Origin of the sequence: Legionella sp. 39-23, assembly GCF_001897665.1 — a bacterium.
Taxonomy (GTDB): domain Bacteria; phylum Pseudomonadota; class Gammaproteobacteria; order Legionellales; family Legionellaceae; genus Legionella; species Legionella steelei.
This window is the reverse complement of record NZ_MKTO01000006.1, coordinates 139,766-154,135: the sequence shown is the minus strand read 5'-3', so window position 1 is coordinate 154,135 and position 14,370 is coordinate 139,766. Positions and strand designations below refer to the sequence as shown.

The window sequence follows — 14,370 nt, the reverse complement described above, 5'->3', positions numbered from 1 at the left end:
AGGATAGGCTAAGGTAGTGGTTTTTGCTGGAGTATCTCAAGGTTCTAATAGTGCACCACCCTATAAAATAGGGCATCCACGTCAGCTTGATAATCATCAGCTGAAGTTTCTTCTTTCAGACTTAATGATTCCATTTTTAATGTCACGGCTTGCTGGAATAACTCTTCTACATTTTTTCCTGTTTTTGCACTTGCGGTCATGTAACATAAATTATGATCCTGAACAAAATGATTTAGCTCTTCAACATCTAATTCTGGATCAGGTGCTGCATCGCTTTTTAGCCCAACTAAAATAATTTTCCCCAGGTTGTTTCTATCTAAATGCTGATTAATTTCTTCTAGCCATTGTATGGCACTATCAAACGTTGCTTTTCTGGTCAAATCAAAACCGATAATTGCAATGTCAGTCTCTTTAAAATACACCCTGCAGAAATTTCCATAACGTGCTACTCCGGGGATATCCCATATGTGAAGATTTATTTTACTGTCATTGAGCTCAATCAATTGGTGATAAAAATCTGTGCCTATAGTCGCTTTAACATTGGAGGGATATTTTCCTGAAGTAAGTGTTTTTAATAAAGAGCTTTTACCGCAACCATCTCCGACAAAAATTACCTTGAGTGACGGGGGCTGTAGCCTGAACTCTTTCAGTTCAATTTCAGTGTCGAAAAGACGAAGTTTCGTTCTCATTTTTTATCCCTAAAAATAATTATAACAATCCAAAGTGACGATATGAATGTGATCAATATTGATAAAAATTCAGCATACAATCAAGCCTTTTAATGAATTAAACAAGAAAGGCCAGATTGGGCTTACACGGAGGCAATCAATAAGCCCGATTTTCTAACTGAATGGCAGAGATGCTTTCGTGCACGCTCAATTCTGATATGCGAAGTATAGAAAAATAGACCCAAATCCTGTATAAAATTAGCCTGAACGCTGTGGATTTCATGATTAAAAATCAAAAGGATATGTATGTTAAAAAAAATAATCGCTTTAGGAGCTGGTGCATTTTTTTCAATCAATGTATTTGCTACTGAAGATCCCTATGCTCCCGCTTTGCCCCAGGTATGGTCATCAATTATTATCGTTAGTGGAGGGCCAGCTTGGTCTAATCCAGGGAAAGATCAGTATCTTTATCCTTTTCCACCACCACAGAACAATTATTATATCGCCGATTCGAAATCCGATTGGTTAGGTACAGGCGGAATCTTTTTTGGGTTACAGCATTTTATTGGTGCGAGCGATGTTATTGGTCAATTTGGTCTTGGTGTTGCAGCAGCTAGTGATGCCTCGCTTTCGGGTACGGTGGGTGTGAATGGTGTTCCCGATGTTTATACCTATCAGTATAAAGTAAGCCACGTTCGCGCCGAATTTAAAGGTAAGTTGGTTGCTTGTGGCTTTCAAACCCTACAGCCTTATCTGAGTGGTAGTTTTGGTGTGGGTTGGAACCATGCCCATGACTGGACTCCTACGACAATCGATCCAGTTCTTTATCCCACATATTGGTTTACTACGGCCAGTACGATGGCTTTTTCGTATACGCTTGGGGCTGGTGTGCAAAAAATGCTAACTCCTAACTGGCAACTAGGTGTAGGCGCTGAGTTTGCAGATTGGGGTAAAAATTATTTAGGCGGTGATGGCGCGACTTTGAACCAAGGTCCAGGTATGCCTCATTTATACACTACGGCATTGATGTTTAGCATAGGCTATATGTATTAATGAATTGAGAAGATCTCTTACTTTAAGCCCCGTATTACGCTGAGTTAATACGGGATACCTGCTTTATCTTATATATCTGCGTAAGATCAAGGCCACATTAGCCCCACCAAAGGCAAAATGATTGGATAGAACGATATCAATAGCCTTTTTACGTGCTTCATTTGGCACATAATCCAAATCACAATCAGGATCAGCGGTTTCTAAGTTGATTGTAGGTAATAACAAATCATGCTGCAGACTAAGAGAGGTGGAAATAACTTCCATGACACCAGAAGCGCCAATTGCGTGTCCGATCATTGATTTTTGGGCGGTGATGGGGAGCTCATAGGCTCTTTCACCAAATTTTGCTTTAATGGTTTGTGTTTCAACCCTATCATTTAATGGCGTTCCAGTGCCATGTGCTTTGAGATACTGAATATCTCGCGGGGATAGTTTTGCATCATCTAATGCACCTTGAATGGCGCGTTGTTGTCCTTCTGAAGAGGGTACCGTAATATGAAATGCATCACAGCTGGCGCCAAAACCAATTATTTCGGCAAAAATAGTAGCGCCGCGTGCTTTAGCCTGATTTAACTCTTCAAGAATTAAAACCCCAGCACCTTCAGCCATTACCATCCCTGCACGATTTAGATCAAATGGACGGCAGGCTTTTGTTGGTTGTTCATTGTTCGTAGACAGTACTTTTAATTTACACCAGGCAGACATCATTGATTCCCAAATTGGTGCTTCAGTACCGCCACAAATCGCAGTGGAAATGTTACCATGAGCGATTTGATGATAGGCGGTGCCTATGGCATCAGCTGATGAAATACAGGCATTAGAAATCGTTGAGTTAGGGCCCCCCAGACCAAATGCTATGGCAATAAAATTTGCAATGGAATTGGCCATTCCTCGGATCACAGTCAGCGGTTGCATTTTTCGCCAATTGTCAGCGAAGAAAAATTGATAACTGGTTTCTGATTCGGGATATCCTCCCATTCCAGTTCCCATAAAGGTTCCCGCTTTGCTGAGTTCATGGGCAGTAAGCCCTGACTGTTCTATTGCATTATGCGTGCAATAAAGAGCGAATTGAGCTGCTCGTGGGTAACGCTTATTTTTATTCAGCTCGGGAAGATGTTCTAGGGAGAAATCAGTAATTTCACCTGCTATTTGTGTTGGATACACAGAAGGATCATAACTTTGGATGCGTTTTATTCCGCATTGTCCCTGTTTTGCTGCTTCCCAGAATTTATTTACGCCTGTTCCTATGGAAGAGGTTATTTCCATGCCGGTTATTACAACCCTTTTTTTCATTATGATCCTTTTAATTTTTAATGTGTGGAGCCTTCCATGTAAGCCGAAAGAGCGGCTATCGAAGTGATAGTTCCACTTTTTTAGGACAATACTAAAGGCCAGATTTAAATTCTGTCAAGCACTACGATGAGGTTTTATTTTACAGAAAAATGTTTGCCCAGATAGCGAGCATATAATTCAATTAGCTTTCGCCATCTGGGTGATTATGATGCAATTAGTGGGTGTGTTTTGGTTTTACTATTTGTTGTAATTTGTAGAGATCGATTTCCCAGTATTCACACGAATTTTGTGTGAGAAAACCGAGTCGAGTATAGAGGTCTAGTGCTTTTTGATTGTGAGTTTCAACATCGAGATTGAGCTCGGGCTTGCCTTCGCTTAAAGCATAATTAATACAGTGAGAAATCAATGCCGTTCCTAAACCTTTGCCTTGACGGACAGGCAAAACCGCGATATCAGAAAGGGTTGCACCATGCTGTTGCCAGCGTATGTGTGCTTTACCTATAAGATGATTTTCTTCAAATGCCAATATTATTTGATAGGTCCTATCACTCAGTATGTGTTCAAAACGAGGAATTAATTCAGATTGGGTTTTAAAGAAACACGCTTCATCGAGAACACAGAGTAAAGGAATATCTTGCTCTGTTGCTGTACGATAGGTCAGCTCTTTTTTATAATCCAATAAGGGATTTAAATCATGTCGTTCCATATAGTATTCGCTATGCATATAAAGAAATCCACGCTCAGCGAGCCATTGATCATTTACATGAGAAGGACTAGAAAAAATCAATTTAAAAAAGCCTTGTTCTTTCACAAGCGGTAAAATATGGTGCAGCATTTTTTTAGCAATGCCTTTACGTCGATAATCTGGATGCACAAGCAATGAGATTTCAACGGCATCTTCATAAAAGAAGAAAACACTTAAAAAGCCCACCAAATGGTGTTTGTCATAATACAACAAAACCGTAGGCAAATTTCGTTTTTGTGTCAGCAAATGAGTATATAAATTAGGTGCACTACCATCCTTTTTTCTACAGACGGCTCTTAATTGCTCTAGATCTTTGAGTTGAGCTTCATTGAGTTGGTTTGTATTACTAAGCATAATTGATCTAATAAGTATTATTCATTTTTTTAAAGAATAGCTGGTTTTGTCTTAATTTGCTCTCATTAACGTTGAAATTCATTAAAAATGTAAGTTTAAAACGGCGACGACAATTTCTAAAATAATCAATACAATGATGATAATTTCTAAGTTATGCCCATGTCGATTGTCTAGATACCCATTAAACATATCAAAGATTTCATTAAGGGTGTCCAACCGATGATTTATTGCATTGACACGTCTTTGGATATGCAAGTAGCGCTCCAGCATAGAAAAGTGCTCTTCTAATGTCGGATGCTGCCAAAAATATTTTGGATGATAAAGGAAATTACTAATTAAATTCATTTCACTTTTGGCACCAAGAATTTCTCCAATAATCTGTTGTATTTGTGTGCGGCTAATTTCCATTTTACCTTTTAGTGAAAGGGTTTGGATCATCGGATTATATTTTTCAATGAGCGCATCAATGATGGTTTCAAAATATTGTAATTTTACTGATTGAGAAAACCCATAAGACAGACTGAGTTTGAGTTCATCACTTTCATCTTCAATGTTTAAACAATCCACATCGAAAAAATCATGTGGCTCTATCGTGGTCTTATCACTGAACTGGTAGTGGAATTCATCATGTACCAAAAGAGTAACGGGTTTATCAATCAAGAGTTTGATCGTATTTAAATAATCATTAATTTGATAACGTTTGATTCCCCAGGAAACCACGGTGCCATTTTTAAAAACAAATATCGTATGTTCTTTATTGTTGTTGGCACTTAATTTAAGAACATCCCGGGTCTTCAATGAAGTAAATTCAGTCGACGAGCGTTTAAAGTGATTGTCCACTCGTGTTAAATCAATCGATTTGGCTATACAAAAACTCAAGCATTCCATGATGTTAATAACCCGCGAAATACGCTTTTTATGGTGAAAAATGGATATATAAACTACTGAACCTGATACGTTGCAAGGAGGTACAGATACAGTATTTTACAATATATAATAATTATCTCAAGTTTAACTGGGGTTTGCTATCACATTTTACGTTTATGCAAATGAGTACTTATTGGCAAGTGCGTATGACTCCCGCACTTCTAGCGCGGGATGTAGATACTTTCAGGTGCGCTGCCAATAGACTTTATGCACTATCTGCAACTTCGCGACTTGGATAAGTTTTTTTCCTGTCAGTTGCTCCACCTAACCATTGTGGACAAACTTCTAAAATTTCAGCAATCTTGTTGAGCTGTTCGCCCCCAGGAAGCATATGCCCAAAAATTAAAGAATTTGCTAAATGGCGCGACACACCAAATACTTTAGCTACGGCTTTGATCTTTTCGGCTAAATCCTCAGGAAAGCCCAATGAGGCTAACTCGCGATTGAAGCGTTGCGAAAATACTTTACTGTTCATTTTCTCCTCCATGAAAAAAAATATTCAGCATCATGCTGATCTATCCTAATACCTGTCAATCCTTGATTCAGGTAAGAGAGTTATAACTCATTTTTTTTTAATAGCAAAGAGTTTTTTAGCATGAAATCAATTAGTTATTATTTAACTTGCCATTATGACAACTAGTTGACCAAAGGATGATGCAAAATCAGGGGTATTTCCCTGAAAGAGTGGGGGCTGTATCTGCAATGAAGGCAATGTGCCGAAACTCAGCTAATGTTTAAATAATAAATTGATAGTATAATATTAATACGATATGAAGAAAATAATCCTATCTACCATGAAGTAGAAAAACATATCAGAAAAAATACAACCGTATTTGGAATGAGGTGTAATATGGGCAATAGCTATAAAAACATTTATGCAAAACTAGGGGCTCGAGACAAAGTTAAAGAGCTTAAGGCACAGGAAGATTTATCCAATTTAAACGCCCTAAAATTAGGATATCTTCATGAAGCATTTCTAGCTTATCAAGACTCTAAAAAGGGAAAGGTTCCAGCAGAGCCAGTAACTACAAAAGCTTATAAAAAATTTGCCGAGCAAAACCCAGATTTTATGAATTACCATAAAGCAGCTCTTCTCTTGTATCACGAAAAGTTAGATGCGGTAGCGGTCAAATCCAGAGACAAACATGCTTTAGAACAGGCGGTTAAGCTGGCATTAACGAGCTTAACTTCCAAGAAAATTATAAAAATTGATAAAGGAGAAATAGATGCGGTAATCGGGGCTCTCGTAGAAAAAGCAGAGCGTGTCGGCGCAGCAAACTATGCAACGACTAAGGATTGGCATACTGACTTAGCTGCTTATACTGTTGCTCATAAAAAGCCGAAAAAAATGGCAGCAGCACAAGGTGAAATAAATAAAGCAATGCAAAAAGCTTTGACTGCATTGGAACCTTATGCGCACTACGGTACAGAAACAATAGACTATGATTTTGCCAAAGTAATTGAATACGCCTGTAAGCAGTATGAAGATTTAAATCTCAATCCTAGTGACAAAAGGAAAGCTGATCTTGTGGCAATACGAGATATATTAAAAAAATTTGCCGATCATGAAACAAAAAAAATTCCACCTGAACAAGTTGATAATGCGGTTAAAGCAATAGAAGAGTATTTTTCATCCTCAGCGTTTAGCAGAGGGTTTTCAAGCCGATTTGAGGATTGCATAAAGAAAGCCGTCGACGGGTACTTTGAAAGGCTCCATAAAACCCAAAGTGATATCAGAACGCTACAAACAAAAACATGGTCTGATTCTGGAAAAGAAGCAAGCAAAAAATTAGTATTAGCCGTACATGGATTACAAGACAGCGTCAACACTTTTAATACAGTCGCGAATCAATATGTCAGAAAGGGCTATAAAGTCTTAAGCTATGATCAGTCGGGTGCAGCTTTTGATGAATCCCGCGGAAAAGAGGACTTGAATCTTAGGCAAATGCAATTTGATTTTTACAGCATGTTAGAAAAAGCCTATGCCGATCCCGATGTGGATGAAATCGTTTTATTGGGGCACAGTTTAGGTGGTGCGGTTATTGCCAACGCATTAAATATGATACATCAACTGAATGAAGATCCACCAGAAGGTGTTCCTAAAAATAAAATCAAGAAAATTCAGTTAATGGCTCCAGCGGTCATGAAAAACCCACGATTACAAATCATCGGTAATTTACCAACGATTTTATCTAGCAATCCCGGCAACAAAGATGAGCATGCGCAACTCATAGAACAACAAGGGATAAGACGAGAAGGTGGTGCTTCGGCACTCTCATCGTTGTCTGATTTTATTAAGTTTGTAGCGAATGCTTTTAAAAATTTAACAGAATTTTTCAAAAACAAAAAAGATAATCTAATTCCTCTGGAAGTTCATTACTCTGAATCAGATGGTTTGGTAAACAAATCTAATTTTGAAGAAATTGCACAAAGCGCGGAGAATCCTAAGGCTAAAATTTTTAAAAATCAGGGGCAACACCATTTCCACCGCGCACCCGATTCTACTGTAGCTACGCAAATTGAAGAGCTTCCAGACGATGCACCGGCTTATAAAGCACCCTGAGCTCGATAATTACCTGGCCCCTCCTCTGGAGTCTCTTCCATTTCAATAGCAGGTATATTAAAGCCTGCTAATGTATTCTTGGGGGTTAATGAACCTTCTTGGAAAAATCTGTTTTTTCTTTGGTATTCCTCGCCAAGAGGTAGCCCAAACAAATCGAAGATACTAAAAATCACGGCAAGGAAGCCATAAAATGCAGATTTAATACGTACATCACTTTCGATGGCGGCGCGATGTTCAGCACAAACAAACTTTAGTTTTTGGTTAAATTCAGCATGCTTTTTTAACTGTTCTGTGGGCGATAATTTAAAATACTCGTCCGTTGCAAGCGTTAATTTTACCAGCGCACTTTCTAATTCTGCGGCATAAGGATTATTGGCCATCTTTAATTGTTGCATTGTCTGCTGAATTAGGTCTAATTTTGCCCGAGCCGTTTTTTCCGGATCAATTAGATTATTTTTCAAATATAGATGATAGGTGAGATTGAGCACCTGAAATGCAGGTGCTTCTCCTTTACGCCCTGACAGGCTTAGTTTCCGGGCAAACGCATCCAGTACCAGCCCATGGTAAGGATGTATTTTAATGCCACGCGCAGCGATGCGCACCATGTCATCGAGAACGATCATATATTTACCAGGTTCAATACTATTACATGTCTGTGCAGCGCAATCAATTAGTGCGAAAGCAGATGCGGTGAGCTCTTTTTCATTCTGCTGTTTATGCGGACTCTGCAAATAATTGATTAATGCAGTTCTGAATTTTTGGATTAAAGCTTTGGCCATTAAAAAAGCGGACATTTGATTTTAATTAGGCTGAGTGTAATCAATAATTTTGAATCAGTAAATAAAAAATTCAGAAAGAGCAAAAAGTGAATACCTTTTTAACAAAAATGAGAAAAGTGCTAACGGTACTTTTAATACCTGGTGATATCGTCTTTGTTGAGGTATTTTCGATCAAAATGAGAATTAATTTATAAATTTTTGCACTATTCGTATGAAATAGGGTATAATGTCGGACTGAAATTGATGAGAGTTTGCTCTCTTTTTTAGATAACTTCATATTTTTATTATTCTTTGTAGTTGTTTAGGGAAAATAAACCATTACAAGGAATATTTCTTTCATACTAGGAGTTAAAACAGAATGATGAAAATAGCCTCAGTATTATTGGGTTTGGTTTTAACTGGTTTCGCTTTTGCAGATAGTCCTAAAGAGATTGCAGTTCATAAAGTCACTCTTACTGGCTTACAAGCTGGAGAGGGTCGCTATATTCGTAGTGATGTATTCGCAAATAATAAATTTCAATCAGGATATTATTTTTGTGCTGGCGCTGATAGCGTTCTCTACGATATGCAGTATGTGTTTTCAAAAAGCCAAGAACCATTCCATGCAGAACATTTGATTAAGTTCTCAATATGCCAAGATGAAACTATGGCTCAATGCCAAGAGTTTGCTACAGATAAATACCATACATATAGAAATCTTCATGGTTATTTGCAAAATGATGTGAGCAAATCCACTGTGGACGTGTCTCCGTTAAAGATGGTTTTCCAATCGTGTGAACCTACTGCGGAGATGGATGAGTTGGTGAAACGCTCAATTTATGAAAGTGATCGCCGCTTTTCTCACGTAGGCTAACAATTTTTCTTCTTTTACTGATTGTAACCATGGGAGCGCTTACAGTTCCCGTGGTTTTACATCACTTGTCTCAGGTGGCATGCTGTTTGTTTTTTGCACCAATCATGTACAAACCTCGATTTGTTAATTTTTTGTAAAGTCCATTCAAAAATTCACCTGAAGCCATCAACCGATGGTTAAATAGTGCTCATTTTAAAGTGCCCATGTAATTTAGTTTGGAGGATAGTGAATGAAAAAAATAAGCGTATTCGGATGTTGGTTATTATTAATGCTTGCAGTGGATGCGCACGCTTACCAAACGCGAGAAAGTAAAATTTACAGTGACAACGGCCAACTGATTCACATTGATGGCCTATCATGGTCTGGATATCAGGACACAAATGTTTTTCAAGGTTTACAAAGCAATCCCTTTTATGCAATCCCATCATTAGGTTCTAACCCAAGAGCTTATGGCATGATGGATTTGATCAGCAGCCCATGGGAGTTTCCAAGTTCAGGTGTAGATAAAAATACTGCCGTGAGTTTTAAAACGCTGCGCTTACCCATACAACCCGAGGTTCTTTATGATGAGCAGCATGAAGTCGATTTGAATAAATCGCTTTCAGACAAGTCTTTTCCAAATGCGGGCAACGGTGTCTTTTGTAAAACATGGCAAAGTAATGGCCCGGCTTGTGACAAAGCAGTGACTCCAAAACAAGCTTTTTGGATTGTTTTACAGGAGCTAAAAAAGAAGAACATTAGAGTCATGATTGATATGCATCATCGCCATGGCTATGGCGATGCAATGCGTGATGGGACAGTGTATGACATGAAACAATATGAGCAAGATATTGCCCTGTTAGCCACAGAAATCAAAAACCGCAACTTAGATAACGTTATAGGAATTGATATTTTTAATGAACCTTATCGATTAAACTGGTTTAAAACGCATGACTCTCAAGTGCCTTGGACCAAAGTTATCGCTACGGCTGCCAATGCGGTACAGAAAAATAATCCTGAGCTACTGTTGTTTGTGGAAGGTCCTGATTCAGGAAATGATGATTCAAATAATCCAGCCATTTGTGTGCCTAAATCACAAGTAGTAGATGACAATGGTTATAGTCATTCTCCCGATCCTGCTTTATGTGGCAATTTAGAGCGCATGTTTTTTAAAGGAAATTGGGGCGAGGATTTCAAACCGTTACTTGATGAAACACAAGCTAAAAATGGAGTTGCTGTTTTTGATAAGACCAAATTCAGAAATGAGTTAATCAATCAAGGCATAAACCAGGCAGCATTACCATGGTTATTGGGTGATGATGCCGCACAGAATGGACATATAGTTTTTTCACCACATGTTTATCCTGCTGAAGTTGCTGGTTGGGAAACCGCTCCTGGGATGGCAAGCCAATTACGTTTTGACTGGTCATGGGGATTTTTATATAAAGCAGGTTATCCTATTGTACTTGGTGAGGCATCTTGGAAAACTGCAAAAGGAAAAGCTTTTTTTACTGATTCGCTAATGCCTTATTTACAAGCGAATATGGAAACCAACAACATCTTCTTTTGGGCAATCGGTTATCTTGGGGATACGGTAAGTGCTATTGATCCTAACTCTGGTGCACTCAATTTAGATGTGCAGCGCACGTTAAAAAATTATTTTGATGACGTGTAATTGCTGTAGATTCGTAAACGTAGTTGTAGCCTGGGTGCAGGCGAAGCTGTAACCCGGGTTTTAATCATCAATTTTTCCCGGGTTTCGCAACGCTGCACCCAGGCTACATCTTATTCACTCCCCACACAATGGTGACAGGTAAATACATTATGTGGATCGTATTGGTGTTTTATCTGCAGTAGTCTGGGGTAATTATTTCCCCATAAAGCGGATTGCCAATTTTTAATAAAATAATCCGCTTCATTTGGATACGTGCCGGAATGAGGACTTAAGGCTTGCAGTAGCTTCATGGCTTCGTTTGCTTGGTGTATGGCTTTTTTTGCTTTGATGAAATCAGGTTTATGACCTGCAATATGGGCATAGGCATCTTGTTGGCCGCCAGAAATAATGACTAAAGCGGCTGCATCAAGTACCTCGGAGCTCATGGCTGTATTTTTTTGACGTGTAACAGCATCAGGTGATGCACCCGACAAGCCTTTATTGAAATGCAGGGCGATTGCGGTGATGCGCGATGCCTTAAAAAGTGTCTTGGCAAACTGCACGGTATTTTCTTTAGCAAATAAATTGAAAGGTAGATACATAGATAAATAATAGTTGATGTACATAGATACTTCGGCTTGATTCGATGCCCACCAAAACTCAGTGGGAGATTCTTTATTCACCGCAATCGCATCAGGAGCATTTGCAAGCAAATAATCCAAATCCCAATAGTGTCTTGCAGGGCGTGTCGTACTGTGAAGCGCAAATTGGTATTGCTCAGGCTTTTTGGCTAGCCAATCAAGAAATGGTTGCCAAAGTTTGTCTACTTCTGTTTTGCTTAAACCTTCAAAAACCAGGGAGAAATTCATCTTATTCTCTGGAGTTAAACTGACTTGTTCTCCCCAATGTTCATTATTGAGATTGGCTCGATAAAAATTGATAAAGTAATGAATCAGCTGTTCGTATGCCGCATCTGATTTCGCGGTAATTGCTCCTTTAACCTTGCCAAATGTGTTGGGAAGCTCATGAGTTTGTAACGTGATTTTGCTGACGACGCCGTAGGTGCCTCCGCCTCCTCCTTTTAATGCCCAGAAAAGATCTTGATTTTGGCAGGCGTTAGCAGTGCGTATCGCTCCATCAGCAGTAATGATTTCTGCTTCGAGAACTCCCGCAGCGCCAGTACCAAATTTTTTGGAAAAACTGCCAAAGCCGCCACCTTGAATAAAGCCACCAGCAGCACCTACCGTAGCACATCCTCCTCCTTGCACGTAGCGGCCATTATTTGTAGTGACTTCTTTATATGCTTCTATCCAACGTGTGCCTGCTGCTACGGTGACTGCGGGTTTAGGTGTTTGCGTTGCAGGACATCCCTGGGGGACAAAGTGCTCATGCAGAGTTACCTGACGCATGTTATGCGTCCAGATTAAGAGTGAATTGGCAGCATTGGAGCGCCCAAGGTAATCATGTCCAGTTCCTTTCACTACAAGTTTTATTCGATGTGTGCGTGCAAAATTAACTGCTGCAGCAATTTCTTGGGCATTTTCAGCAGCAACTACGTAAGGGCTTACTGCCGATTGCCATGCATCGACCCAACCATTGGACTGGGTTGCGCCTGGTTGTGATTCAATAAAAAAAGGATTTTTTAGTTTATTGAGCACCTCTTTGCATGCACTGTTGTCTGTGTTTTTAATACAGGGAGATAAGGGCGAATGTCCTTGCTGCAAATGCCCGTTTACCGCTTTATTTAATGTATCCCATTGCGCTTGCGTTGGCCAACACGGTTGCTTAGGTGAACAATAGGTAGAAGTTCCATGGCAAAGGGAGCTCATGAACAGAGAATAAAGTATCATCCATAATTTCATTAATTACATTCCTGAATTGTCATTTAAAAATTTTGAATTGTAGCCTGGGTGCAGCGCAGCGAAACCCAGGCTACAAAGCAAATAGACAGCTGGAAAGCTACATCTGCAATGCGGGCTTCACATTCCAAGCCCGACACTGCCATTGTGCAACGGGTTCGCTATGCTCAAAGACACATACTGCTCCAGTCGCGATTTTAATTCCGAATTGTGCACTGAATGTTGCAAAATCACCTGTCAAATAGGGAGAAAAACGGGCAATTCCATTACTTGTAACTACAAGGCATGTCTTTCCTGCATACTCTTGACGTATGCGTGTGGCAAAGTCCAGCCAATTCTTAATTAGTGCAGCAGGGTCGACTTTCCAACCTTCAGGTACTATAGCTTGTGATTCCCAGGCATTTATGGCTTCTTTGCCAATGCGACCAACAACCTGTTCTTCGGGCTGATTTTCATCTGGTCCGTAGTCAATCTCATTGAAAATAGCCAATGTTTCAATGGGTAAATTGGTGCCCATGGTCGTTTGTGCTTGCTCTGCCGTTTGGATCGCTCTTTTGAGCTTGGAAGAGAAAATAACATCAGGAATAAGCTGGTTATTTTTTAGGTACATACCCAACAGACGTCCTTGATGCAAACCACTATCAACCAGAGGTAAATCGGTGGTCCCCACTCTGCGAACAAGATCACCTGGTCCAAATGTATTGCCATGGCGTGCAATGAGTAATCGTGTTGTCATCGTTACCTACTCTCTAATAATTCGCCATATTGCGCAATCAATGCCTCAGCACGAGCTACATCTTCTGGACTATCAATGCCTGACATGTTGGCACGGCCTTTGTAATCAACTGGAATGCAACGGAGGGTATAACCGTTTTCCAAAATACGTAATTGTTCTAATCCTTCCATTTTTTCAAAAAAACTTTCTGGCAAAGTAATATATTGTTCGAGCATATCTACTGAATAGCCGTACAAGCCAATATGGCGGAATACAGGGCTTAAATCGTTTTTTTGGCGTAATTCCTCTTCTTTACGTATGGCAGGAATAATATTTTTACTAAACCAAAACGCATTGCCTGTTTTTTCATTGAATACCGCTGTAGTGCCACTAAATGGGGTAAGCAATTTATTTTGGCGCAGGCTATCGAGCTGTTTCCAGCTTAACTGAGTCACCGGCGTTACGGCATCACAAGGAGAGGCAGCAAACGCATCGATCAGTGCGCGTAAAAAATCAGGGGGGGTTAACGGAGCATCACCTTGCATGTTTAAAACAAAATCTGGTTTGCTCGGCAGATGGCGTATTGCTTCAGCAACTCTGTCTGTTCCACTGGGCGCGTCTGGAGAGGTCATTACCGAGATAACACCGAGTTCATCGCAATGTTGAACAATCCGCGAGTCATCCGTTACAACGACTACTGAAACATTTTTTAATCCTTCAGCTGCTGCCAGAGATAAGCGCACCACCCGTTGCAGCATGGTTTGGCCACGAATCATTGCCAGAGGCTTCCCCGGTAAACGAGTTGAAGCGTAACGAGCAGGGATTATGATGGCAGTGTACATGACAAAAATTGTTCCAATGCTAAAAAAGCTCAATAATAGCCTAAATATTAGACGGTTACTATAGTAGAATAAGCTCACAATAATCA

At 39.7% G+C, this 14,370-nt stretch carries 13 protein-coding genes; 4 read left to right on the top strand and 9 right to left on the bottom strand.

What is annotated here, in order from left to right:
* Nucleotides 1-44: 44 nt before the first annotated feature.
* Nucleotides 45-689 (bottom strand): Rab family GTPase, encoded by a 645-nt coding sequence (locus tag BGO44_RS03325; protein WP_058511304.1) that lies wholly within the window; start codon nt 687-689, stop codon nt 45-47.
* A 285-nt stretch (nt 690-974) separates the two neighbouring features.
* Here BGO44_RS03325 and BGO44_RS03320 point away from each other — a divergent pair, with 285 nt between their 5' ends.
* Entirely contained in the window at nt 975-1,721 is a 747-nt protein-coding gene (locus tag BGO44_RS03320; RefSeq protein ID WP_058511303.1) for an outer membrane protein, read from the top strand.
* Between the two features lie 63 nt (nt 1,722-1,784).
* Here the strand turns inward: BGO44_RS03320 and BGO44_RS03315 are convergent, their stop codons facing one another.
* The 4 genes from BGO44_RS03315 to BGO44_RS03300 all read right to left on the bottom strand — a co-directional run bounded on the left by BGO44_RS03315 (nt 1,785) and on the right by BGO44_RS03300 (nt 5,515).
* Nucleotides 1,785-3,014: a beta-ketoacyl-[acyl-carrier-protein] synthase family protein gene (locus tag BGO44_RS03315; protein WP_058511302.1), complete on the bottom strand. Its 1,230-nt coding sequence runs from the start codon at nt 3,012-3,014 to the stop codon at nt 1,785-1,787.
* A 214-nt stretch (nt 3,015-3,228) separates the two neighbouring features.
* The gene (locus BGO44_RS03310) at nt 3,229-4,113 is read right to left on the bottom strand and encodes a GNAT family N-acetyltransferase (RefSeq protein ID WP_058511301.1); all 885 of its coding nucleotides are present in this window, start codon (nt 4,111-4,113) and stop codon (nt 3,229-3,231) included.
* Between the two features lie 81 nt (nt 4,114-4,194).
* Nucleotides 4,195-5,001, bottom strand: a complete 807-nt coding sequence (locus tag BGO44_RS03305; RefSeq protein WP_058511300.1) for an RMD1 family protein — start codon at nt 4,999-5,001, stop codon at nt 4,195-4,197.
* Nucleotides 5,002-5,245: 244 nt separating this feature from the next.
* Nucleotides 5,246-5,515: a hypothetical protein gene (locus BGO44_RS03300; protein ID WP_058511299.1), complete on the bottom strand. Its 270-nt coding sequence runs from the start codon at nt 5,513-5,515 to the stop codon at nt 5,246-5,248.
* A gap of 375 nt (nt 5,516-5,890) precedes the next feature.
* Here BGO44_RS03300 and BGO44_RS03295 point away from each other — a divergent pair, with 375 nt between their 5' ends.
* Entirely contained in the window at nt 5,891-7,603 is a 1,713-nt protein-coding gene (locus BGO44_RS03295) for an alpha/beta fold hydrolase (protein WP_273198073.1), read from the top strand.
* On the opposite strand, the gene BGO44_RS03290 is transcribed toward BGO44_RS03295, so the two are convergent.
* Nucleotides 7,588-8,397 carry a hypothetical protein gene (locus BGO44_RS03290; RefSeq protein ID WP_273198075.1) on the bottom strand — a complete coding sequence of 270 codons (810 nt, stop codon included), beginning with the start codon at nt 8,395-8,397 and terminating at the stop codon, nt 7,588-7,590. The two genes, BGO44_RS03295 and BGO44_RS03290, sit on opposite strands and share 16 nt — an antisense overlap.
* Before the next feature lie 343 nt (nt 8,398-8,740).
* On the opposite strand from BGO44_RS03290, the gene BGO44_RS03285 reads away from it, so the two are divergent.
* Entirely contained in the window at nt 8,741-9,235 is a 495-nt protein-coding gene (locus BGO44_RS03285) for a hypothetical protein (protein ID WP_058511296.1), read from the top strand.
* 229 nt (nt 9,236-9,464) lie between these two features.
* Complete coding sequence (locus tag BGO44_RS03280; protein ID WP_273198077.1) at nt 9,465-10,889, top strand: cellulase family glycosylhydrolase; 1,425 nt, start codon at nt 9,465-9,467, stop codon at nt 10,887-10,889.
* A gap of 110 nt (nt 10,890-10,999) precedes the next feature.
* Here BGO44_RS03280 and BGO44_RS03275 read toward each other — a convergent pair whose 3' ends face one another.
* The 3 genes from BGO44_RS03275 to BGO44_RS03265 form a co-directional block, all read right to left on the bottom strand.
* Nucleotides 11,000-12,730 carry an FAD-dependent oxidoreductase gene (locus BGO44_RS03275; RefSeq protein ID WP_058511294.1) on the bottom strand — a complete coding sequence of 577 codons (1,731 nt, stop codon included), beginning with the start codon at nt 12,728-12,730 and terminating at the stop codon, nt 11,000-11,002.
* 97 nt (nt 12,731-12,827) lie between these two features.
* Nucleotides 12,828-13,463, bottom strand: coding sequence for a histidine phosphatase family protein (locus tag BGO44_RS03270; protein ID WP_273198078.1), 636 nt, complete (start codon nt 13,461-13,463; stop codon nt 12,828-12,830).
* A 2-nt stretch (nt 13,464-13,465) separates the two neighbouring features.
* Nucleotides 13,466-14,284 carry a 3-deoxy-manno-octulosonate cytidylyltransferase gene (locus BGO44_RS03265; protein WP_273198079.1) on the bottom strand — a complete coding sequence of 273 codons (819 nt, stop codon included), beginning with the start codon at nt 14,282-14,284 and terminating at the stop codon, nt 13,466-13,468.
* Nucleotides 14,285-14,370 lie beyond the last annotated feature (86 nt).

Excerpts from the sequence above, each read along its gene's own strand:
- BGO44_RS03315 (WP_058511302.1), bottom strand. The coding sequence starts at position 3,014 with ATGAAAAAAAGGGTTGTAATAACCGGCATGGAAATAACCTCTTCCATA.
- BGO44_RS03290 (WP_273198075.1), bottom strand. The coding sequence starts at position 8,397 with ATGTCCGCTTTTTTAATGGCCAAAGCTTTAATCCAAAAATTCAGAACT.
- BGO44_RS03325 (WP_058511304.1), bottom strand. The coding sequence starts at position 689 with ATGAGAACGAAACTTCGTCTTTTCGACACTGAAATTGAACTGAAAGAG.
- BGO44_RS03265 (WP_273198079.1), bottom strand. The coding sequence starts at position 14,284 with ATGTACACTGCCATCATAATCCCTGCTCGTTACGCTTCAACTCGTTTA.
- BGO44_RS03300 (WP_058511299.1), bottom strand. The coding sequence starts at position 5,515 with ATGAACAGTAAAGTATTTTCGCAACGCTTCAATCGCGAGTTAGCCTCA.
- BGO44_RS03275 (WP_058511294.1), bottom strand. The coding sequence starts at position 12,730 with ATGAAATTATGGATGATACTTTATTCTCTGTTCATGAGCTCCCTTTGC.
- BGO44_RS03280 (WP_273198077.1), top strand. The coding sequence starts at position 9,465 with ATGAAAAAAATAAGCGTATTCGGATGTTGGTTATTATTAATGCTTGCA.
- BGO44_RS03295 (WP_273198073.1), top strand. The coding sequence starts at position 5,891 with ATGGGCAATAGCTATAAAAACATTTATGCAAAACTAGGGGCTCGAGAC.
- BGO44_RS03270 (WP_273198078.1), bottom strand. The coding sequence starts at position 13,463 with ATGACAACACGATTACTCATTGCACGCCATGGCAATACATTTGGACCA.
- BGO44_RS03320 (WP_058511303.1), top strand. The coding sequence starts at position 975 with ATGTTAAAAAAAATAATCGCTTTAGGAGCTGGTGCATTTTTTTCAATC.
- BGO44_RS03285 (WP_058511296.1), top strand. The coding sequence starts at position 8,741 with ATGATGAAAATAGCCTCAGTATTATTGGGTTTGGTTTTAACTGGTTTC.
- BGO44_RS03305 (WP_058511300.1), bottom strand. The coding sequence starts at position 5,001 with ATGGAATGCTTGAGTTTTTGTATAGCCAAATCGATTGATTTAACACGA.
- BGO44_RS03310 (WP_058511301.1), bottom strand. The coding sequence starts at position 4,113 with ATGCTTAGTAATACAAACCAACTCAATGAAGCTCAACTCAAAGATCTA.